This window comes from Pantoea sp. KPR_PJ (genome assembly GCF_041386365.1).
Lineage (GTDB): Bacteria > Pseudomonadota > Gammaproteobacteria > Enterobacterales > Enterobacteriaceae > Pantoea.
On sequence record NZ_JABMIK010000002.1, the window covers coordinates 754,792 to 776,951 of the forward strand.

At 61.8% G+C, this 22,160-nt stretch carries 13 protein-coding genes; 6 read left to right on the forward strand and 7 right to left on the reverse strand.

Translation table 11 applies throughout. The annotated features are described in order from the left end of the window. Nucleotides 1-221 precede the first annotated feature (221 nt). From HP564_RS08255 to mgtA, 6 genes are all read right to left on the reverse strand, one after another. Entirely contained in the window at nucleotides 222-536 is a 315-nt protein-coding gene (locus HP564_RS08255; protein WP_371241912.1) for a hypothetical protein, read from the reverse strand. Then, entirely contained in the window at nucleotides 533-10,201 is a 9,669-nt protein-coding gene (locus tag HP564_RS08260) for a hemagglutinin repeat-containing protein (RefSeq protein ID WP_371241914.1), read from the reverse strand. The genes HP564_RS08255 and HP564_RS08260 overlap by 4 nt, the downstream gene beginning before the upstream one ends. A 12-nt stretch (nucleotides 10,202-10,213) precedes the next feature. Continuing rightward, nucleotides 10,214-10,741, reverse strand: a complete 528-nt coding sequence (locus tag HP564_RS08265; RefSeq protein ID WP_371241915.1) for a toxin-activating lysine-acyltransferase — start codon at nucleotides 10,739-10,741, stop codon at nucleotides 10,214-10,216. Nucleotides 10,742-10,743: 2 nt separating this feature from the next. Beyond that, nucleotides 10,744-12,438, reverse strand: a complete 1,695-nt coding sequence (locus HP564_RS08270; protein ID WP_371241917.1) for a ShlB/FhaC/HecB family hemolysin secretion/activation protein — start codon at nucleotides 12,436-12,438, stop codon at nucleotides 10,744-10,746. Between the two features lie 282 nt (nucleotides 12,439-12,720). Then, nucleotides 12,721-12,807, reverse strand: coding sequence for a magnesium transporter protection protein MgtU (gene mgtU, locus HP564_RS08275; protein ID WP_371242027.1), 87 nt, complete (start codon nucleotides 12,805-12,807; stop codon nucleotides 12,721-12,723). Between the two features lie 11 nt (nucleotides 12,808-12,818). Further along, a complete protein-coding gene (gene mgtA, locus HP564_RS08280; RefSeq protein ID WP_371241918.1) occupies nucleotides 12,819-15,524 on the reverse strand; it encodes a magnesium-translocating P-type ATPase in 2,706 nt (901 codons plus the stop codon). Between the two features lie 588 nt (nucleotides 15,525-16,112). Between mgtA and HP564_RS08285 the strand changes: the two genes are divergently transcribed. From HP564_RS08285 to speG, 6 genes are all read left to right on the forward strand, one after another. Then, the gene (locus HP564_RS08285; protein WP_371241919.1) at nucleotides 16,113-17,681 is read left to right on the forward strand and encodes an ABC transporter substrate-binding protein; all 1,569 of its coding nucleotides are present in this window, start codon (nucleotides 16,113-16,115) and stop codon (nucleotides 17,679-17,681) included. Beyond that, entirely contained in the window at nucleotides 17,681-18,733 is a 1,053-nt protein-coding gene (locus tag HP564_RS08290) for an ABC transporter permease (protein ID WP_371241920.1), read from the forward strand. The genes HP564_RS08285 and HP564_RS08290 overlap by 1 nt, the downstream gene beginning before the upstream one ends. Beyond that, nucleotides 18,730-19,587, forward strand: coding sequence for an ABC transporter permease (locus tag HP564_RS08295; protein ID WP_371241922.1), 858 nt, complete (start codon nucleotides 18,730-18,732; stop codon nucleotides 19,585-19,587). The genes HP564_RS08290 and HP564_RS08295 overlap by 4 nt, the downstream gene beginning before the upstream one ends. Further along, complete coding sequence (locus tag HP564_RS08300) at nucleotides 19,577-20,410, forward strand: ABC transporter ATP-binding protein (protein ID WP_371241924.1); 834 nt, start codon at nucleotides 19,577-19,579, stop codon at nucleotides 20,408-20,410. The genes HP564_RS08295 and HP564_RS08300 overlap by 11 nt, the downstream gene beginning before the upstream one ends. Continuing rightward, nucleotides 20,403-21,080: an ABC transporter ATP-binding protein gene (locus tag HP564_RS08305; protein ID WP_371241926.1), complete on the forward strand. Its 678-nt coding sequence runs from the start codon at nucleotides 20,403-20,405 to the stop codon at nucleotides 21,078-21,080. Before HP564_RS08300 ends, HP564_RS08305 begins: the two co-directional genes overlap by 8 nt. A 61-nt stretch (nucleotides 21,081-21,141) precedes the next feature. Next, on the forward strand, nucleotides 21,142-21,687 hold the full coding sequence (gene speG, locus HP564_RS08310) for a spermidine N1-acetyltransferase (RefSeq protein ID WP_371241928.1): 546 nt from the start codon (nucleotides 21,142-21,144) through the stop codon (nucleotides 21,685-21,687). Nucleotides 21,688-21,692: 5 nt separating this feature from the next. Here the strand turns inward: speG and HP564_RS08315 are convergent, their stop codons facing one another. Next, the gene (locus HP564_RS08315) at nucleotides 21,693-22,112 is read right to left on the reverse strand and encodes a hypothetical protein (RefSeq protein ID WP_371241930.1); all 420 of its coding nucleotides are present in this window, start codon (nucleotides 22,110-22,112) and stop codon (nucleotides 21,693-21,695) included. Nucleotides 22,113-22,160 lie beyond the last annotated feature (48 nt).

Sequence of the window (22,160 nt, forward strand, 5' to 3'; positions counted from 1 at the left end):
CCGCCCGCCGAGCCGGAAGTGGTGACTACGCTGAAGCGGGCCTGCAGGAAGCTCTCTGCTCGTAAGCAGCGGGAGATAGCGGCGTTTATTGAGCTGGTTGCCGCGCCGCAGAAGCGGACACTGAAGATCCCGCAAGGTGCGGTTGAATGGCACAGGCTGGATTAGCTGGCTGGCTATGCAGGTAAAAAATATCCCGGCTCGATAGCCGGGATATTCAATGACTAACAGAAGTCTGGATCTATTCGACCTTCAGCTTTCAGGATATCAAGGAACCGGTTGTAGGCTGTTTCGTCCAATTCAAGGAGATCATCTAATAGATTCTCTTTGATTAAGGCCCAGTGATATATACCATGCCCATTATTTCTAAAATAAACACTGTCGCCTTCAATTTCAGGTTCAACAACCGTTACTTCTCTGGCTGAGTATGCAGATAACCCTCCATAATTTTTAGGCATTCCTAAAAAATTAACCTCACCGTTAATAAAGTAAATTGCATATATATCAACAATTTCACCATCATGTTCCTTTATTCTCATCGTACTTTATCCTTTATATTATTGATGATGTCTTGAGGATCGGGCTGAACCCTCTGCGGTGTAGTTATTTTCATATCATATGCCTTACCAGTTGTTGAGTTGTACTGATAATGAACAGTTATTGTTGAACCATCTGAAAGTTTTTGTTTTGCTTCCATCTTCTGGAATCCGGCTGATACAGGGAAGCGAGGATCGTTATTCATACCATCCAATGTCTTGCCAATTGTTGGATTTTCTTTTACCTGATTCCATAGTAATTGCTCATTTAAATCCCTCGGCGCTGTAAATTGTTTACCCGGTTTGGCCGTCGAGATTTTCTCCGCCGCACTGATCAGGATTTTGTTATCAATAACCTTCGCCGCTTTGCCGACAACTGACAGCGCTTTTTCTGCCGGGATCGACGTCAGCAGCGCCAGCGCATAATCTTTTGCATCTTCCGCTGACAACACGGCCATTACCGTATCTGAGCCAGGATTATTGCTCAGGATGGCTTTAATTATATCTGCGCTTTCCGGCAGATCGCCTTTCACCATCCGGGCCAGGTCAGCCTGTATCTGTTCCGGCGGCAGATTCTTGTCCTGGGCATATTGCGCGTAGGACTGCACAGACTGGCCATAATCCATCATGCCTTTTCCAAAGCCTTCCAGACCACTCAGCGCATTATTCTCAACCGCATTCCTTCCCGCCTGCGCTCCCGCCACCGCACCTGCCGTGCCATCTCCGGCCACGCCGCCCGCCAGTCCGGCCGCCAGCGTACCCAGCGCGCTTATCGTCTGGCGCTGCTCCTCCGTCAGGTCCTCACGCTTAACCCCCGGATACATCTGCTGCGCGATATACTCGCCCATTGCTGCGCCCGAGGCGCCCGCCAGCGCGCTGTTGCCCGCCGCGTAAGCCGTAACCGCACCCACCACCGCATGCGCCATCAGGTTCGCCTGTACGTTGACGGAACCATCTGGGTTCAGCGTCTGGTTATGAATAATTTCTGCCAGATACGGTGCAGACCCGCCGGTTATTGCCTGCGCCAGGTTGCCGCCCGCCAGACCCTGCACCGCCGCCGTCGCCGCCTGAATGCCCTGCTGGATGGCGCTGCCCGTTCCCCACTGCTGCTGCGCCGCCTTATAGCTGTCCGTCGCCGTCAGCTTCGCGTTATAGCTTGCCCACTCTTTCGTCGACGCGCCTTCGCCCGGCTCTTTTATGCCGTTCTTCGCCAGCTCCGCCTTACCGGCGTTCGTGGCCCGTATCTGCCCCTCCGTCCGGGCAATATCCGCCGCCTGGTTGCCAATCTCCCCAATCAGCTGCGCCTCCTGCAGCCGGTTCTGCTCTTTTTCCTTATCAAATATCGGCGACAGCGTCTGGTTAGCGTGCGCCACGTCCCGGCTCAGCCCGCTCACGTCCTGCGTCTGCTTCTCCCCGTCGCGGATAACTATCGCGCCCTCGCTCACCGCCGCCTTCGTCGTTGAGCTGTCGCTGCCGCTGTGGTTCGCCCCCACCAGCAGCCCGTTCGCCATGTTCCCGGCAAACTGACCGGCGATGCTGCCCCCGGTGCTGATGCCCGCGCTCTGGTGCTCCACCTTATAGTCCGCGTGGTTCTCAGTGTCACTCCAGCCCAGCGTACCCGTCTCCAGCCGGTTTTTATCCGCCGTCGCGGTGGAGCCGATTACCGCCCCGTCCAGCTGGGTGTGCTCTCCGACGCTCACGTCAAAGCCGCCCTTGCCCGCGAAGATGCCGGTCTGCTCCTCCACGCTCTGCCAGGTGCTGTGCATCCTGTCGCGCGAGGCGTTGACGCTGGCCGAGCCGGTCATCGAGCCGAAGGTAAAGCTGCCGCCCGCGCTGGCGCTCTGCTGCTTCGCGTCGTAGCGGTCGCTGTCCTGCTCGCTTGCCAGCGTCAGGTTGCGGGCCACGTCGGCCTTCACCTTTTCGCCGCTCACCTGCGCCCCCTGAAGAGTGGTGTCGCGCCCGCTCACCATCGTCACCTGGTTGCCCGCGCTCACCTGGGTCTCGGTGTGGGTGACGCCGCTGCCCTGCTCGCTGCCTTTGCCCTTGTTGGCGCTGGCGGAGACGCTGATGCCCCAGCCGCCCTGGCCCGCGCCGATGCCCACGCCCAGGCTGCCGCCGTGGCTCTCGTTTTTCCCCTCCAGCGAGGAGGTATTCGCGGCCGACAGCAGGTTCAGGTCCCGGTTCGCCGACAGCAGCACATCTTTACCAGCCTGCAGCTGGCTGCCCTGCACCGTCAGGTCACCGTCGGCTCCTTTCACGCCGCTGCCGCGCGCTACCACGCTCAGGTTATCGCCCGCCGTCAGGGTGCTGCCCTGTGCGGTGCGCTGCTCGCTGCGCTGGGTGGAGGTGGAGGACTGGCTGCCGTAAGAGAGGCTGACGCCGATGGCGTTGTTATTCTCCGGGCTGTCGCCCTGCGCCGCCGCCAGCCGCGCGGCCTGCGTCGCCTGAACGCCGCTGAGCGCCGCTTTGGTGCCCTGCAGCGCCGCCAGCCGTCCGCTGTCGGCGGACTTCGCCTCCTGCACCGTCTGCGCCGCCGTATTGAGCGCGCTGCCCACCGTGCCGGAGAGCGCCAGCGTCAGGCCGGAGGTTTTCTGCTCCACCCTGTGCGTCTGGCTGCTCTGGTTCTCCGCCGCGGTGACGCTGACCTCGCGCCCGTCCAGCGTCAGGTTTTTACCGGCGATAAGCTCAGAGCCGTTAACGTCCAGACGGTTGCCCGCCTGCAGCGTCACGTTACCGTTCACGCTGCCGACGGTGCTGCCCTGGTTCGTCAGCGCCTGCGCGGTGTCGGTGGTTTTCAGGCGCTGCGTGCCGTAACTGAAGCCGATGCCGCCGGTGCCCGACAGCCCGCTCTTTTTCTCCTGCGCCAGATGCTGTTCGCTGTTACGCTCCGTCGCGCCCACCACGCTGAGGTCGTTGCCCGCCTGCAGCGCAACGTCGTGCGTGCCCGCGATCTGGCTGCCCTGCACCCACAGATCCTTGCCTGCCGCGACCGTGACGCTGTCGCCGCTCAGCGCGCTGCCCTGCGCCGTCTGGCGCGCAATCTGGTCGCGCGTGGTGGTGGTGCTCTTCGACAGCCAGCCGCTGCTGCCGGTCACCTTATGCCGCTCGTCCAGATCCTGGGTGTTCTCACCATTCGTCAGCGTAACATCCTGTCCGGCAGTCAGCGCCAGCGCGAGGTCGGCCGACAGAGTGGCGGCGCGCGCCTTAAGATCGTTGCCTGCCAGCAGCGAGACGTCGCCTTTGCCCACCACGTCGCTGCCGATCTCCTGGGTGTTGCCCTGCATCAGGCTGTTGTCGCCGTCCCAGACGATATCGTCGCGGCTTGCGGTGGTAACGGTGTTAAGGCTGAGGTCGCGGCCCGCCTGCAGCACCGTCTGGCTCGCTTTACCGCTGTTGACCACCTGCGCCGCCGTCAGGTTGATATCGCGTCCCGCCTGCAGGATCAGCCTGCCGTCGTCGCCCTGCACGTACATGCCCGCCACGCTGTCGACGGTGGTGCGCGCAAAGCGGTTGTCGCCGCTCTGGCTCTCAACGCTGCGCGTGGTGCTGATGGCGTTGATATCCCGTCCGGCGCTGGCCAGCAGCGCGTCACTGCCCTGAATGACGCCACCAATGTTGTTGATATCGGTGCGGGCACGGAGATCGACGCTGGCGCCCCTGATGGTGCCCGCCAGATTAGTGATGTTGTCGGCGCTCAGCTTCACCACTTCGCGTCCGGCCAGCGTGCCGCTGTTAAACAGCCCGCCGCCCAGGTTCAGGTTGAGGTTGCGGCCCGCAATCAGCGCGCCGCTGCCGTCGACATCGCCCGGCTGGACGCGGGCGTAAACCTGCGGCACCAGCACCGTCTGGCTGGAACCATCCGGCAGCCTGACCTGCGCGTTAACCAGCCAGACAATATCCTTTGTCAGCAGCGCCATCTGCTCCGGCGTCAGCGCCACGCCGAGCGTCAGGTTGTACTGCTGGCTGAAGTCGATGGCGTTGTTCATCAGCGCCTTGTACTGCTCTTCGTCGTTGCTGTAGCCGTCCAGATAACGCTGCCCCGTCAGGTTGATCACCTGCTCGCGGATCAGACGCTGCTCATAAAAGCCGTCGCCGAGGCGCTTCAGGACGTTATCGCTGTTCTGCGTCAGCTTCTCCTGCATATAGTCGCTGCTCAGCCACTGCTTCTCCTGGGTAAAGCGCGGATCGGTCTCCACCAGATAGTTGCCGCCGGGCGACGGACTGGTTTTGAACAGGCTGTTGTCCGGCAGGCGGGTATCTGGCCCGACGATGCGCACCACGCGCGCCGCTTCACCCTGCTGCGGCGCGACGCTGCTGGCAACGTCAAAGCGCTGTCCCGGCTTCAGGGCGGCGGCGGCGATAGCGGGCAGCGCGCCGGTGTCCACAGCCTGCCAGTCAGGCGCAAGCGCGCTGCCCGCCACGGCGGCGCTGACGCCGCCGGTATGGCCGATCGCCGCGTCGGTGCCCTGTGCGCTCTGCGGCGCCAGCGAGACTGGCGTGCCGCTGATATCGCCATGATCCACCAGCTGGCTCGGCTTCAGCGCAATCGTCTCAATCACCTCCGGCGGCGTATAGGCCGACCTTTTTTTGCCCTGGCTGTCGCCGCCTTTATGACGGATACGGTAGTAGCTGGTGACCTTACCGCTGTCGGTCGTGATGCGCTGGCCCGGCACCTCGACGTTGTCGACCTCACCCGCGTTCATCGTCAGCGTATTGCCCGCTACGATTTGGCTCTTATCGTTGAACACCTTATCGGCGTTCACCGTCATATTGCCGCCCGCGACGATCTTCGCCGGATCGCTTTCGGCGATCTGCGTCTCCTGCACCGTGCGGGTGTAGTCATACTGGGTGAAGCGGTCGTGGTTGCTGCCGGTTTTGCCCGGCGTGTTAAGGTTCCGCAGCGAGTCGGCGGAGTTGCGATCGACAAACACGCCCGGCTCACCCGCTTTCCAGCGCACGGTGTCGCCCGAATGCTGATACTCGGTGATCGCCTCTGTGGAAACGGTCGCCAGCTCGGTGCTGAAATGGTCGTTGACGTTATTAATCTGTCCGGCGTCGAGCTGCATATCGCCCGCCGACTCGATAGTGGCGCTGTGGTTGTTGAGGGTGTCGGCCTTGCCGGTTGCCAGCCCGCTGGCGTCCAGCTGCCCGCCCAGCGCCATATCCCCCGCGCTGTAGATCAGGCCGTGATCGCGGTTGTTCAGCGTCTGGACGCCGATATCGACCCGCTCGCGCCCCGCCAGCGTGGCGGCGGTGCCGTTTTCCGCCAGGTTATTAAAGGTGCCGGCCTGCACGCCAAGGGTATCGCCGTAAATCCGGCCGCTGCCGATACTGGTTAAGGTGGCGGCTTTGAGCAGCGTCTGTTTGCCGTCAATCAGGCCGTAGTTAGTGAGCTGCCCGTTAAGGGTCAGCCAGTCCTGCCCGGCATTGATCTCGCCGCTGGCGCGGTTCAGCAGGTTGCTGGCGCGCAGATCCAGCTTGCTGCCCGCCAGCAGTTTGCCGCTGTTAACGACGTCGCCCGGCGTGGTGAAGTTGAAGCTGCCGTTGGCGATCATCTCGCCGCTGTTGTTCAGGCTCTGCTGGCTGACCAGCGTGATATCGCCGCGGGAGAGGATCTGGCCGTCACCGCCGATGCGATCGGCGCGGATCGTCAGCGATCGCCCCGCCTTGACGCCGCCCGCGCTGTTGATCAGCGCCAGCCCGCTGCCCTGCAGCAAAAGATCTTCTCCGGCAGCCAGCTCGCCCTGGCTGTTGTCGACGCTGCCCTGGCTGTTGAGGGTCAGCTGCCGATCGGCCAGCAGCGTGCCGCGCTGGTTGGCGATGCTGTCGCTGTTGACGTCAAGGTTTGCCGCTTCGATGCCCTGCTGCGCGCCCTGGGTATCCTGGTTATTGAGCTGCAGCGCGTTGATCACGGCGGTCGCGCCGCTGCGGATAAGACCGGCGGCGTTATCGATAACGCCCTGCGCGCTCGACAGCAGCAGATCGCCGACGCTCTGGATCTGCCCGCCGCGGTTATCCAGATGCGTGGTGGTGAGGCTGGCCGCCTGCTCGCTCACCACGCGCCCGCCGCTGCGGTTATCCAGCTCGCCGCTTTGCAGGCTGAGGTCGCCCTTCGCGCCCAGGGTGCCGCCCTGGTTGTCGATATCACCGCTTTGCAGGCTGAGATCCCCAAGGCTGTAGAGGGTGCCGTTTTCGTTGTCGACGCCCCGGCCGTGGCTGTCGACGAGCACGCTACCGCCCTGCAGCAGGCCTGCCCGGTTATTCAGCGCCGATGAGGTGTCGAGGCGCAGCGCATTAAACACTGATGCGGTGTTGAGGCGCTGCGCGTTCTGCGTTGCTGCAATGTCGAGGCGCAGCGCGTCTTGCGCCACCAGCCTACCAGCCGCATTATTCAGGCTGCCCGCCGTCAGCTGCAAGGCTTTTCCGCTCAGCGCCAGCCCCTGCGCGTTATCCATCCGCCCGGCGTGGATAAGCATCTCGCCCTGACTGGTCAGCCCGCCTTTCTCGCCGCTGTTCTGGTTGAGCAGCGTATCCACGCCGATATCAAGAGCATCGCCGCTCTGGATAAGGCCGCCGTCGCTGTTGTTCAGCGTGCCGCCGCGCAGCGTCAGCGCCTGCTGCGCCGCCAGCTGGCCGTTGCGGTTATCCAGCACGTCGACGCTCAGGCTGCCCGTTGCGCCGCTCGCCAGCACGCCCTGGCCGTTAAGCAGCTCGCCGGCCGTAACGCCCAGCGCCTTGCCCGCGCCGATGGCGCCGCCCTGATTATCGAGCCGCTGCGTTGCGTCCAGCTTGAGCCCCTGGCCCGCTTTGATCGTGCCGCTCTGGTTGCTGATGTTCGCCGCAACGGCGGAAAGCGCCGCCTGCGAGGCGAGCGTGCCGCGCTGGTTATCCAGCTGCGCCCCCTCCAGATAAAGATCCCCCTGGCTGGCGATAAAGCTCTGCTGGTTGTCCACCGCGCCGGCGTTAAGGGTGAGCGCGCCCAGGCTGCTGATGCCGCCCTTGCTGCCGCTGTCGCGGTTGCTCAAGGCATAGCCGTGGGTGTCGATACGGGCGTCGCCGCCCGACTGCAACAGACCCGCGTCGTTGGTCAGCGCGCCGTCGCTCTCAATCCGCAGCTGCTGTTTGCCCACCAGCGTGCCGCCGCTGTTGTTCAGCCCCTGCGTGGTCAGCTGCGTATCGCCGCCGCCCGCCAGCATTCCCTGACGGTTATCCAGCTCGCCGCTGCGCAGCGTCAGCGCGCCGGAACTCAGAATGCCGCCGCTCTCGCCGCTCAGCTGATTGCTGAGGCGCGCGCCGTGCGTGTCGAGCAGCAGATCGCCGCCCGCCTGCAGCAGCCCACCGTCGTTGTTAAGCGCGCCGCTGCTGCTGCCCAGCGCACCTGAGGCGGCGATCACGCCGCGCTGGTTATCCAGCGCGTGCTGGCCCAGCGCCAGCTGAAGGTTATCGCCCAGCAGCGTACCGCCCTGGTTGTCGAGACCGGCGGCGCTGAGCGTCAGATTGCCCTGGGCTTCGATGCGCCCGGCCTCGTTGGTCAGCGCCTGCTGCGTGGCGAGGCTGGCGGCGCCCGTCGCGGCCGATGCGCGGCCCTGGCGGTTGTCCAGCCGATCGGCGTTCAGCCTGAGGTAACGGCTCGCCGTCAGTTCGCCCTGGCGGTTGTCGACCGCGCCGCTGACCTGCGCCGTCAGGCTGCCCTGCTGCGCGGCGACGATGGTGCCGGAACGGTTATTCAGCGCTGCGGCATTAATATCGATATTGCCGTTGCCCGCCAGCTGGCCGCCCTGGTTATTCAGGGTGCCGCGCGTATGCAGCCGCATCTCACCGCTGCCGCTCTGCACCAGTTGGCCCTGCTGGTTCGACAGACTGTCGACGTCGGCGTCGATCTGCTGTGCGGAGGTTGTGCCCTGATCGAGGTTGAACTCGCCGCCGCGCAGGCTGAGCTGACCGTTGGAAAGCAGCCTGCCGCCTTCGCCCTGCAGGCTGCGCGCGCTGATGGCCAGCGCGCCGCTGTCGGCATGGGCAATTTCACCGGACTGGTTATCGAGCGTATCGGCGTTCAGGGTCAGGCTGCCGCTGTTGCTGGCGATGCGTCCGCCGCGGTTATTCAGGCTGCCCGGCAGCGCGATAGCGAGGTCGTCGCCGCCGGTTTGCGTAATCTGACCCTGCTGACTGGAGAGATCGTGCGCCTGCAGATCGAGCTTGCTGGCGGTCAGCGCGCCGCCGTCGTTATCCAGCATTTTGCCAGTGCGGGCAGCGAGCTGCTGCTGCGCTACAAGCGTGCCGCCGCGCGTAGCGAGGTCGCCGTCGCGGGCCTCAAGGGTGATGTTTTTTCCCTGCGTGCGGCTGCCGCTGAGATCCAGCCGCTGGCCGCGCGCGGTCAGGCTGCCGCCCGCCAGGTTCTCCCCCTGAGCGCTCAGCGCGCCATCGGCAGCCAGGGTCAGATCCCCTGATTCACCGATCCTGCCATCATCCTGTACGCCTGCGGCAAGAATGCCCGACCGGGTGCTGTTGAGACTGGCACCCTGCAGCGTAACGTTATTGCGCGCGGCGACGGAGCCGCTGTTCTGCACCTCCGCCGCGCTGGCGACCGTGGCGCTGCCGCCAGCAAACAGCGCACAGCTGTTGCTGAGCCCCTCTCTGGCGGCAACCTGCAGATCGCCGCTGCTGCTTATGCTGCCGCTGTTTTCGATGCGGCCGTCGGCGGTGATCGCCACCGTGCCGGCCTGCGCGCCGATGCTGCCCGCGTTGCGCACGCCGACGCCCGCTTCGGTGCCGATCAGGCGGATTTTTCCGGCATACATGCCGCCCAGGCTGGAGACGTCCAGCGAGACCTGCGGACGCGAAGCGGGATCGTCGCCCTGCTTCGTGACCTGCTGATGGGCGGCGTCCACCTGATTGCGCCCGGTGGTGACCTTCAGATCCTTAGCCCAGACGCTGGCATTGACCTTGACCGAGCGGGCGATAATGTCGGTGTAGTCCTGACGCGAGCTGTCCATGCCCGCGCCCTCGACCGCCACCTCGCCGCGTTCGACGTTAAAGCCGGTAAGGTTACCGTTATTGAGCTGCGCCTGGCCGGTAGTGAGCGTGGCGCGGTTGGCGTTAATAAATCCGCAGCCGTTACAGGTAATGCCGGACGGGTTGGCGATCACCACTTCCGCCTTTTGCCCCGCCACTTCCACAAAGCCGTTCAGGCGACTGGGATCGCGCGCGTTCACTTCGTTAAGAATAACTTTGGCCTCGCCGCGAGCCAGCCAGGGGTTGCCGGTTACCATGCCGCCCAGTTCGGTCTGAACGTTTTTGTGGGAGTTATTAAGAATGGCCCCCTGCTGCCCGACGTCGAACTGGCTGTAGCTGTTGCGCGACACCCCGCCGGCAGACGGGGTCTGAATATTGATCTGCGGCGTGCCGTTGGCGCTGTTGATAATGGTCGGCTGCTGACCGCCGGGCGCCTGCGCGTCCGCGACGATAGCGGCGCTGGCGGGCTGAATAACCCCCATCGCCAGCCAGAGGCTAAAGCTTAGCGCGCCCACTCTGCCGACCAGTTTGCTGAGCGTGTGACCCACGCCTGATGAGCGCCCGTCGCCTGCCCGGCCCGAACCGGCAATATCGGCCACCACCATCAGCATGCCGCGCGCTTTGTTGAAAATAATGCGGTAAAGGTTTCTGTTCATCTGATGTCCCTGTCAGATTTGCGGTAACGTCACGGCGAGCGGATGGTGCTGCCGCCACTGTTTTGCCGCCTCGCGGCTGACGCTGGCGCCGTGAAAATTGAGCACGCGCTTGCCGCGCTGTTCGCCACGATGGTCTAACGCGCGCCAGCAGGCGTGAGGAAAAAGGTCGCGGCGCACCAGACGGCTCATCGCCGCGGTATGGCCAAACGGCGCGATCCAGTCGCAGCACCACATGCGCTCGCCGCTGTTCCAGTCTTCAGGCGGAAAATGGATCGCGGGCAGCGTGAGATAGCGCGCTTCCGCCGCCTCATTCAGCCAGGCCCAGCTAAAGAAAAAAACTGGCTCGCCCGCTTCGGCGACCAGCACGTACTGCCGCTGCTTAACGATCGGCAACAGCAGCGTCGGCAGCGCGTGCAGCGGGGCGTCACGATGCAGCGGCGAGTGCATCCACAGCCAGACGGCCGCCCCCAGTACTTCCGCCTCGCTCTCGTCGCCGCCGAGGATCAGCGGCGATTTAATTTCATAGTTCCCCGCGCGCATGCTCAGTAGCTCCAGTTGAGGTTGAAGCCGAGCGTAACCTTGCTGGTGCGCAGGCCGTCGGGTTTAGAGAGCGGCGTGCCGATAAACAGGTCATAGCCGGTGTTAAAGGCCTGCCCGCGCAGTCCCGCTACGCCACCCGCCAGGTGCTGGCCGATCAGCAGTTCGCTGCCCGCACCGCCCACCTCGCCGTAGTCCGCACCGAGGTAGAACTCCTGCGCGGGCAGCGGCGTGCTCCAGGCGATATCGTTGCGCAGATACCAGCCGTGGCTGGCGTTAAGCGTGCGCTCGCCGTCGAAGCCGCGCACCGTCCAGCGGTTACCGATCGCAAACTGCTCCTGCGGCGTGAGCGGCGTGTTGCTTATCTGATGCAGATACTGGATGTTGTAACGAAAACGCTGTTCGCCGAGGCGGAACGGCAGGTTGAACTGCGCGTTAAGCTGCACGATTTTGCTCAGCGCCGTCGCCTCGCCGAAAAACTCCTCCGGCGCAGGCTGTGCGCCAAACCAGCGCGTGCCGCGCTGATAGCTGACGCCCGCGTCCAGCGTGGCCTGCTGGATATAATGGCGGTGTTGCAGGCCGATGCGCCAGGCGGCGGTCTGTCGCCGCTGCACCTGCACCTCGGTATCGTTGATATAGTTGCGGGTTTCGCGCGTCAGCACGTCATAGGTCAGCGACGTTTTCTGCGAGCCGCTGCGGTGCAGTACGCGGCTGAGCTGTAGATCGAGGCTTTTGCTTTTCCCACTGTAGCGATAGTCCTGGTTCGTGCCGGCCACCGTCTGGTGATAGTCGTAGTCGCTGCCCGTTACGGAGAACATCCAGTAGCCGAACGGCACCGAGTAGTGGCCGGTGAAGTTTTTGCTGCCTTTGCCGCCCTGGCCTTGCAGATCGTGCGTGGCAGACAGATAAAAGAGATCGCTCAGCGCGAAAGGATTGTCGAGCGACAGCGTGACCCCGCCTAAATAGCGGCCGGTGCTGCGGGTGCCGGAATCGTCCAGCGAGAGGCCGACGCGCCACATTTTTTGCTGCTTCCAGCGCACCTGAATATCGCTCTCGCCAGGCTGTTCGCCGGGCACCACCGACATATCGGCCTGCACGGTCGGCAGCCTCTGCAGGTTCTCCAGCCCCTGTTCGATATCGCGTAAATCCAGCAGGTTGCCAGCGTGCGCAGGAAAAGCGCTATAGAGCCAGAGGTGGCGATCGCTCTCTGGCGTCAGTTTCGTCTCCCGCACGTAGCCGGGCAGGATCACCAGCCGCAGCACGCCACCGTTAAGATCCTGCGAAGGCGCCAGCACGCGCGTGGTGACATAGCCGTGATCCACCAGCCGGTTTTGCAGAGCGCTCATCAGCAGGTTAATCCCCTGTGCGCCCAGGCATTTTCCCTGCGCCTGGCTGGCGATGCGGTGCAGCGGCAGCCAGTGCGGCAGCGCCTGCTGCCCCTGCAGCTCGACGCGCGCGAGGGGGAAACAGGTTTTTTCAACGGGAAACCTGATGCGTCCGAAGCTGGAAGCGGGCGATGAAAGCCGCACGTCGGGTGCCTGAGGTTCGATTTGCCGCTCCAGCGCCTGCTGGCGCTGTTGCTGCTGGCGGATCTGTTCACCGGCGTCGGGAAAAGCGTCGGCGGCAGCGGCCTGCGCGGTTAAAAAAACGCCAGACAGCAGCGACAATAAGAGCGGAAAAGATTTATGTCGAAAATACATCAGACAGTCCCTGTCGCGTAAAGCAGTCGTAAATAATGTTAACTTAAGTAAAACTGGCTGCGTATTATCCACAATTTTACGTTAGCAACAACTCTCTCCTGCTGAATTTTCAGCCGAATTGTTTAAGAGATTTAACGAGTTTGTATAAAGGAAGCCCGGGACGATAGCCTGGCGGTCAGGGTTAAGCGAGAGGGGGCCAGGTGGGAAAATTAAGGCCGAAAATAGCTGGGGTTTAACGCTGGAGGCAGGATAACGGCGGCGAGTGGCCTCGCCGCCCGTGAGTTAGCGCACAATCACCGTCAGCAGAATTAGCGCGATGGCGATAAGCGCGACGCCGGTAAATACCCGGTCGAGTCGTTTTCGGCGCATTTTCGCCCTCCTCAGAACCACTGTCCAAACCGGCGGATATAGAATGTCTTCATCCCCTGTGCAAACAGGCAGTAGCCGAACAGCGTTGCCACCAGCCAGGGGAAATAGGCGAGCGGCAGCGGCACCAGCCCGACCATTGCACCGAGCGGCGAAAAAGGAATGGCGATGCCGAGTGCCATAATCGCGAAGGTGGTCAGCAACACCGGCAGCGCCGCGCGACTCTGGATAAAAGGAATTTTCTGCGTGCGCAGCATATGTACCACCAGCGTCTGCGACAGTAACCCCTCAACAAACCAGCCGGACTGGAACAGCGACTGCACCCCCGCGTGATTTGCGCCAAAGACGTACCACATCAGCGCAAAGGTGGTGACATCAAACAGCGAAGAGGTCGGTCCCATCCACAGCATAAAGCGACGGATATTACTGGCATCCCACTTGCGCGGCTTGCGCAGGAACTCCGGGTCCATTTTGTCCCAGGGCAGCGCCAGCTGGGAGATGTCATACATCAGGTTCTGCAGCAGCAGATGAATCGACAGCATCGGCAGAAACGGAATAAAGGCGCTGGCGATCAGCACGGAAAAGACGTTGCCGTAGTTAGAACTGGCGGTCATGTTCAGGTACTTGATGATGTTGCCAAAGGTTTCGCGCCCTTTCAGCACGCCCGCCTCCAGCACGCGCAGATCTTTTTCCAGCAGAATAATATCTGACGACTCCCTGGCGATATCCGCTGCGCTGTCCACTGAGATCCCTACGTCGGCAGCGCGCAGTGCGGGCGCGTCATTAATACCATCCCCCAGAAATCCCACCGTATGACCGTTTTGCTGGAGCAGTCTTACCAGACGCGCCTTCTGCGGCGGCGTCAGTCTGGCAAACAGGCTGCTGCGTTCAGCGGCGGCGGTCAGTTCATCATCACTCATCGCGTCAATCTCATCGCCGTTGAGCATGCTATCTGCGTCCAGCCCCACCTCGCGGCAGATACGTGCGGTAATGACCGGGTTGTCACCGGTCAGGACTTTCACCGCTACGCCGTTGGCACGCAGCGCCTGAATGGCCTGGCCTGCACTCTCTTTCGGCGGATCGAGGAAGGTCAGGATCCCTTCCAGCGTCAGCTCGCGCTCTTCGGCCTCGGTCAGCTGCCGGGGCCGGTCACCTTCACGCGTTGCCACCAGCAGCACGCGAAACCCCTGCTGGTTGTAGCGCTCGATAAGTGCCAGCAGCGCTGCGCGCCGTTTGGCACAGAGCGGCACTACCTCGCCCTGCAGGCGGATCGCCGTGGATACCGCCAGCATCTCATCGACCGCCCCTTTGCATACCAGCATTGCGTTACCCTGCTGCAAATCATCGACCCATACCGAGGCGCGGCGACGGGCAAAATCAAACGGCAGCGCCTCGCTCTGGTGGTAGCGGCTCTGCTGCTGGGCAGCGATGGCTCCGACGCTGGCCTGCATCACAGCGCGGTCCATCAGGTTTTTGGTGCCCTGCTGGCCGCTGCTGTTTAGCCAGGCGAGCAGCATGACGCGCGAGTCCTGTTGATCTGCACAGTTCAGCGCGTGCGACAGACGGATTTCATCCTGCGTCAGCGTCCCGGTTTTGTCGGTGCAGAGCACATCCATTGCGCCGAGATTCTGGATAGCATTGAGCCGCTTAACGATCACCTTGCGCTGCGCCAGCGCCATTGCGCCTTTCGCCAGGTTGGAGCTGACGATCATCGGCAGCATTTCCGGCGTCAGTCCGACGGCAACGGCCAGCGCAAACAGCACTGCGTCCACCCAGTCGCCTTTGCTAAAGCCGTTAATCAGCAGCACCACCGGCACCATAATCAGCATAAAGCGGATCAACAGCATACTGACGCTGTTGACGCCGCGATCGAAGGCGGTCTGGGTGCGGCTGCCCACCAGCGATTTTGCCAGTGAACCGAAGTAGGTCTGACTCCCCGTTGCCACCACCACGGCACGCGCCGTGCCGCTGGCAACGGTGGTGCCCATCAGACAGATATTGCTGCGGTCCAGCAGGCTTTGATCTCTCTGGCCGGCCCGATCGGGATGGCTCCCTTTGCCCGCTATCTGCGTAGTGAGGTCAATTTTTTCTACCGGCAGCGATTCGCCGGTCAGCGCCGCCTGACTGACGGCGAGATTGCGGGCGCTAAGCAGCCGCACGTCGGCAGGCACCAGATCGCCCGTGCTGAGCAGTACGACATCACCCGGAACCAGCGCACTGATGGCCACTTCCTGCGCGATGCCGTCGCGCAGCGCCACGGCGGTGCTGCGCACCATGGATTTCAGCGCCTGTGCGGCGCGGTTGGTGCGAAACTCCTGCCAGAAGCGCAGCAGCGCGCTAAGGGTGACCATGGTGCAGATAATCGTGACGCCGGTCAGATCGCCCTGGTCACCCGCCCGCAGCGGCAGCCAGTAGTCGGTGAAAAAACTCACCAGTGCCAGCGCCAGCAGCACATAGATAAAGGGGTTATGAAAGGCCATCAGCAGCTGCACCAGCACCGGCGGCGCTTTTTCATGCGCCACCTCGTTGGGACCAAACTGCGTCTGGCGGCGTTCCGCTTCCTGTCCGCTCAGGCCTTCGGGCTGGCTGCGCACATGGTGCAGCGTGGCCTCCACCGTGCAGCAAGCCTGCTGCTCAATCAAAAACGTTTTTGCGCCCTTTCCCACAGATGAAGAGCGGTTTTTAGCCAGCGCCTGGCTTTCCAGTTTTATTTCAGACATCGTGAATTCTCCCTGCAACGGGCATAGCAATTCCGGCACGCAAAAAGCGGCGTGCATAAAAACATTTTCAAAAGGAAGGCGTAAACCGAGGGGCGAACAGGTTCCGCGCGACAGATGGCGCAGCGCGAGAGGGTGGAAGCCGCTCGCAGCCCGTCAGTTACGCGCAGCGAGGAGGAGGAAACAGGGCGTGAGAAAAGAGCAGCATAACGATCGCCTTAACATGAAAATTTTTTTTCAGGAAGCCATCGTGATGAGTCAGGATCGCTGCCCGCCGGTTGGCAAGCAGCAGAGAACATTCAGCTTGCCAGTGTCAGTAACCAGGTCGAATGAGGGTCCAAGTGAATGTCTCCAGTGAAAAAACTGCCGGTATTATAGGCGCGCCGGGAAAAGGATAAAGCAGAAAGTTAAGGCTAAATGCCCTTCGTTGAGCTTCTGTTTCCCTATACTAAACAGATCGCTTTTTATACCGCTTATAACCAGAGCGTTAAGCTTATAACTTTTGTGCATAAGTTTAGCCAATAATAGACTATTCTTCCTTTAAACCCTTCCGTACACTCGCGTTACTACTTTATAAGGCAAGGAATTACCATGAAAAAAATCGTCGCCTCCCTGCTCGCGATGTCGCTGGCAGCGGCGTTTGCCTCCCAGGCCGCTACGCCAAAAGATACGCTGGTTATTGCCCAGTCTACTGATGATGCCGACAGCTTCGATCCGGCTAAAGGGTTTGAACTGACCAGCGTGCAGGCCTTTACCAATATTTATCAGCGCCTGGTTCAGTCCGACCCACAGAACCCAACCGACTTAAAGCCCACGCTGGCGACCAGCTGGCAGCCGGGCAGCGACAACCGCAGCCTGACTTTTGAGCTGCGCAAAGAGGCGAAATTCTCTGGCGGCAATCCCCTGCGTCCGGAAGATGTGATCTTCTCGCTGGGCCGCGTGGTGAAGCTCAATCTCGATCCCTCCTTTATTCTCACCCAGCTTGGCTGGACCAAAGAGAACGTTGATGGCTTCCTGAAGAAAGTGGACGACAATCACGTGCAGATTAGCTGGACCGCTAACGTGAGTCCCACCTACGTGCTGAGCCTGCTCTCTGCGCCGGTCTCCTCAATCATCGACGAAAAAACCGTGATGGCGAACGAGAAGAACGGCGATCTGGGCAACGGCTGGCTGGCGACCCACTCAGCGGGCAGCGGCCCCTACCAGATCCGCAAAGTGGTGCTGCATCAGGTGGTATTGCTGACCGCTAACCCGACCTCACCGGCGGGTGCGCCTAAGCTGAAAAATGTGCTGATTAAAAACGTACCGGAACCGGCGGCGCGTCGTCTGCTGCTGGAGCAGGGCGATGCCGATATCGCACGTAACCTCGGTGCCGACCAGATCGCCGCGCTGAAAGGCAAAGCGGGCGTGAAGACCGAAGCGATCCCGATGGCGTCGATCTACTACATGCAGTTTAATGTCGGCGGTAACGATACCCTGAAAAACCCGGCACTCTGGGAAGCGGCACGCTATCTGTTTGACTATAAGGGTATCGCCAACGACCTGCTGAAAGGCCAGTTTGACGTCCACCAGACCTTCCTGCCGAAAGGCTTCCTCGGTGCGGTGAACGACACGCCTTATAGCTACGATCCCGAAAAAGCAAAAGCTATCCTGAAGAAAGCGGGCCTGACCAACGTGAGCTTCGATCTCTCCACCAGCAATCAGCCGCCCTATCTGGACATCGCCCAGGCCTTGCAGGGCAGCTTTGCGAAAGGCGGCGTGAAGATCAACGTTCAGCCGGGACTGAGTTCAGAGGTCTCAACCAACGTGAAGGCGCACAAGTACCAGGCAACCCTCAACGCCTGGGGCGCGGACTATTTCGATCCCAATACCAACGCCGCCTCATTTGCCTATAACCCGGAAGACGGCAGCAAAACTATTGCTTACCGCTCCGACTGGCATATTCCTGAGCTGAACAAGCAGGTGCTGGCCGCCACCGCGGAGAGCGATCCGCAGAAGCGCGTGGCGCTCTATAAGGCGATGCAGGAGTCAGTGCTGAAAAACTCCCCCTACGTGATCGGTCTGCAGGCGCGTAACCTGATCGCGCTGCGCGATAACCTGCAGGGCTACGTGCAGGGTATCAATCCAGACATGGTGTACTACTCGCAGGTCAGTAAATAATGGCGCAGTCAGCCGCTCATACCGGGTTCGCCCGGTATTTCCTGCCGCGCCTGTCGCGGCTTATCACCAGCCTGCTATCGCTGCTGGTGACGCTGCTCGGCCTGCTGGCCTTTACCTTTATGCTGTCGCACCTCTCGCCGGTCGATCCGGTACAGCAGATCGCGGGCGACCACGCCAGTGAAGCGACCTACGCTCAGGTGCGCCACGAGCTGGGGCTGGATCAGCCGGTGCTGGTGCAGTTCTGGCGCTATCTTGAACATCTGGCACGCGGCGATCTCGGCCTGTCTCACCTGACCAACCAGCCAGTGGCGAACGATCTGATGCAGACCTTCCCCGCCACGATTGAGCTGGCGACCTGCGCCATGATCTTTGCTGCGGTGTTCGGCATCAGCCTGGCGCTGCTCGCCGCGTGGAAACCCGGCAGCATTATCGACAACGTTGCGCGCTTTATCTCGCTGCTCGGCTATTCGGTGCCGGTGTTCTGGCTCGGCCTGCTCGGGCTGCTGCTGTTCTACGCCGTGCTGCACTGGTCAGCCGGTCCGGGGCGGCTTGACGATCTCTATATTTATACGCTGGAGCCTAAAACCGGCTTTGTGCTGATCGACAGCTGGCTTTCCGGCGATCCTGAGATGTTCCGTAACGCCATTGCTCACCTGTGGCTGCCGGTTGTGATCCTTGGCCTGCTGGCTATGGCGGGCATTACCCGCCTGCTGCGCGCGGCGCTGCTGGAAGAGAGCAGCAAAGAGTATGTCACGCTGGCGCGGGCTAAAGGTGCCGGGCGCGGCCGTATCCTGCTGCGCCATATTTTCCCCAACGTGCTGGGCACGCTGGTCACGGTCATCGCCCTCTCCTATGCCACGCTGCTGGAAGGCTCGGTCCTGACCGAGACCGTTTTCGCCTGGCCGGGCGTGGGACGCTATATGACCAATGCGCTCTTTTCTGCCGATGTTCCCGCTATCCTCGGCTCAACGCTGCTGATCGGCACCTGCTTTGTGCTGCTGAATGCGCTGGCAGACGCCTTAACCTGGTTAACCGATCCGAGAACCCGATGACGCAACAACTCTCTGAACTTGAAACCCTGCGGCCGCGCCGACGCCGACAGCGTGTGACCTCGCTGACCATCGGCCTGACGCTGGTGGCGATCCTGGTGCTGACCGCGCTGTTCGCGCCGCTGCTGGCCCCGGTCGATCCCAATCTGCAGACCATTTCGGCCCGCCTGCTGCCGCCGTCGGCGCAGCACTGGTTCGGTACTGACGGCTTTGGCCGCGATCTGCTGTCGCGCGTCATCTACGGTACCCGCCCGACGCTGCTGCTGGTGTCGTTGATTCTGGTGCTGACCATCCCGGTTGGCCTGCTGATCGGCATCACCGCCGGTTACGTCGGTGGCTGGACCGAGCGCGTGCTGATGCGTATTACCGATATTTTTCTTTCGCTGCCTAACCTGGTGATTGCGCTGGCGCTGGTGGCCATGCTGGGTCCAGGACTGATGAACGGCGCGCTGGCGCTGGCGCTCACCAGCTGGCCTCCCTTTGCCCGCCAGGCGCGTGCAGAGACGCTGGCGCTGCGCCGCAGCGACTATCTGGCCGCCGCGCGTATGCAGGGGATTACCGGACTGCGCCTGATGTTCGGCCATATCCTGCCGCTCTGCCTGCCAACGGCCGTGGTGCGTGCCGCGCTGAGCCTGGGCGGTATTATTCTCTCTGCCGCCGGTCTTGGCTTTCTGGGCATGGGCGTTCAGCCGCCGACCGCAGAGTGGGGATCGATGGTTGCAGAAGGCAGTAAAGTGATTTTTGACCAGTGGTGGGTCGCCGCCGCGCCCGGCGCAGCCATTCTGTTTGCCAGCCTGGCCTTTAACCTGACAGGCGACGGCCTGCGCGACCGACTGGATACCCGCCATGCCAAATGATCTGTTACTTAACGCCGAGTCGCTGACCATTCGCAGCGATGACGCGCTGCTGGTGGATAACATCAGCTTCCGCATCGGCCGCGAGCGCGTGGCGCTGGTTGGCGAATCGGGCTCAGGCAAATCGCTGACGGCTCGCTCGCTGATGGGGCTGCTGTCGCCTGCTCTGCATTTGCAGGCACAGCGGCTCGAGATTGCCGGTCATGACGCGCTGCGCCTGAGCGAAAAAGCCTGGAGCACGCTGCGCGGTGACACGGTAGCCATGGTGATGCAGGACCCGAAGTATGCACTTAACCCGACGCGCACCATTGGCTGGCAGGTCGAAGAGCCGCTGCGTCTGCACCGCCGTCTGAGCCGCAGCGAGCGCAAGGAAAAGGTGTGCGAGATGCTCGATGCGGTGGGCCTGCCGCAGCCGCGCCAGCTTATGCAGCGCTATCCTCATCAGCTTTCGGGCGGCATGGGTCAGCGCGTTATGCTGGCAATCGCGCTGATCACCGATCCTGCCTTTTTAATCGCCGATGAGCCTACTTCGGCGCTCGATCACGCCATGCGCGATCAGGTGCTGGCGCTGATCCGCCGACTGGTCGAGGCGCGCAATATGGGCCTGCTGCTGATCAGCCACGATTTGCAACAGGTCTCTGAACACTGCGAGCGCGTGATGGTGATGTACAAGGGCCGGTTGCTCGATACCCTGCCCGCCGCCGATCTGCCGCGTGCCACCCATCCCTATACCCGCACGCTCTGGTCGTGCCGACCGAGCAAGGCGACGCACGGAGAGGCCCTCCCGGTGCTCGATCGCGCGGCGCTGGAGGCAAATCATGATTAATCTGCAACAGCTTAGCGTCTCGCACAAACAGGGCTACGAGCTGCGTACCGTGGTTCACGACGTTGATTTACAGGTGCAGGCGGGCGAATGTTTTGGCCTGGTTGGCCCCTCCGGCTGCGGCAAGTCGTCGCTGCTGTGGGTCATGGCCGGGCTAAACCCGCACTGGCAGGGAAATATGCAGCTGGCAGGGTGCAATGTCGCACCCGGCAAGCCTTTTACCGGCCAGCTGCGCCGCGACGTGCAGATGGTGTTTCAGGATCCCTATGCCTCGCTGCACCCGCGTCACCGGCTGCGCCGCACGCTGGCAGAGCCGCTAAAACTGCTGAAACGCGATAACATCGACGATCGCATTAATCAGGGTTTTCGTCATGTCGGGCTGGACCCGGCGCTGGCGGATCGCTATCCGCATCAGCTCTCCGGCGGGCAGCGCCAGCGCGTGGCCATCGTACGCGCGCTGCTGCTGGAACCAAAGATTTTGTTGCTGGATGAGCCCACTTCGGCGCTGGATATGTCCGTGCAGGCCGAGATCCTCAACCTGCTCAACGATCTCAAACGCGAAGATGGTCTGACGATGGTGCTGGTGAGCCACGATCCTGACGTCATCGACCATATGTGCGATCGCGCGGCGCGTATGGCTCAGGGGCGCATCGTTGAGCAGATCAGCGCCTGAGCGCGTGCGCGGGTAGCAGGCTATGGCTATACTCGCGCCATCTGTTCGCTAAGAGGTTACCATGACGGTTAAGCTACGCCCGCTGGAGCGGGAAGATCTGCACTTTGTTCACCAGCTGGATAACAACGCCAGCGTTATGCGCTACTGGTTTGAAGAGCCGTATGAGGCCTTTGTTGAACTCTCCGATCTCTACAACAAGCACATTCACGATCAGAGCGAGCGTCGCTTTGTGGTGGAACATGATGGCCAGAAAGCCGGGCTGGTAGAGCTGGTGGAGATTAACCACGTGCACCGCCGCGCGGAGTTTCAGATTATCATCGACCCGGCGCATCAGGGCAAAGGACTGGCCAGTCAGGCCGCGAAGCTGGCGATGGAGTATGGCTTTTCAGTGCTTAATCTGTACAAGCTTTACCTGATTGTCGATCAGGAGAATGAGAAAGCGATCCACATCTACAGCAAGCTGGGATTTGAGACAGAGGGCGTGCTGAAGCACGAGTTTTTTATCAACGGTGAGTACCGCAATACCATCCGCATGTGCATCTTCCAGCATCAGTTTCTGGAGCGGTTCCGCACAGGCGGCGCGATGGTGAAACCCACCGCGCAGTAACCGCCCTAGCCCCGCGCGCCTACCGGATTAAGGAACGGGCGCGGATGATCCGGATGGAGGTTGTACATGCCGCCGTTAAAGGGATCGACCAGCAGCCAGCCGGGGAAACCGCCCAGCGGAATATTGCCCAGCAGATACCAGAGGTTGGCTCTGCCCTCAATGGGCAGGGTAACCGGCACGTAGCCTGGACTCTCCAGCATCACCTGATAGCGCTTCTTGCCAAAATAGCGGCCGGTGGACTTCGCCAGCTCAACGGTCTGCGGCGTGAATCCCTCTGCGACTGCGCGTCCGTTCTCATCCTGTACGGTAAAACGCGCCCCCTGCGGCTGCGAATCGATACGCACCGACTGGGTTGACGAGCCGACAATGGATGCACAGCCGCTAAGCAGCAGCGCGGCGGCAAGAATAAGAAGTCGCTGTTTCATGGAAGGATCCGCAAAAGGGTCAGGGAGGGCAGTATAAACCGCCCTCAC

Coding starts and splice junctions, on each gene's coding strand:
- mgtU (WP_371242027.1), bottom strand. CDS start 12,807: ATGCGCCGAAAACGACTCGACCGGGTATTTACCGGCGTCGCGCTTATC.
- speG (WP_371241928.1), top strand. CDS start 21,142: ATGACGGTTAAGCTACGCCCGCTGGAGCGGGAAGATCTGCACTTTGTT.
- HP564_RS08270 (WP_371241917.1), bottom strand. CDS start 12,438: ATGTATTTTCGACATAAATCTTTTCCGCTCTTATTGTCGCTGCTGTCT.
- HP564_RS08315 (WP_371241930.1), bottom strand. CDS start 22,112: ATGAAACAGCGACTTCTTATTCTTGCCGCCGCGCTGCTGCTTAGCGGC.
- HP564_RS08260 (WP_371241914.1), bottom strand. CDS start 10,201: ATGAACAGAAACCTTTACCGCATTATTTTCAACAAAGCGCGCGGCATG.
- HP564_RS08305 (WP_371241926.1), top strand. CDS start 20,403: ATGATTAATCTGCAACAGCTTAGCGTCTCGCACAAACAGGGCTACGAG.
- mgtA (WP_371241918.1), bottom strand. CDS start 15,524: ATGTCTGAAATAAAACTGGAAAGCCAGGCGCTGGCTAAAAACCGCTCT.
- HP564_RS08295 (WP_371241922.1), top strand. CDS start 18,730: ATGACGCAACAACTCTCTGAACTTGAAACCCTGCGGCCGCGCCGACGC.
- HP564_RS08290 (WP_371241920.1), top strand. CDS start 17,681: ATGGCGCAGTCAGCCGCTCATACCGGGTTCGCCCGGTATTTCCTGCCG.
- HP564_RS08300 (WP_371241924.1), top strand. CDS start 19,577: ATGCCAAATGATCTGTTACTTAACGCCGAGTCGCTGACCATTCGCAGC.
- HP564_RS08255 (WP_371241912.1), bottom strand. CDS start 536: ATGAGAATAAAGGAACATGATGGTGAAATTGTTGATATATATGCAATT.
- HP564_RS08285 (WP_371241919.1), top strand. CDS start 16,113: ATGAAAAAAATCGTCGCCTCCCTGCTCGCGATGTCGCTGGCAGCGGCG.
- HP564_RS08265 (WP_371241915.1), bottom strand. CDS start 10,741: ATGCGCGCGGGGAACTATGAAATTAAATCGCCGCTGATCCTCGGCGGC.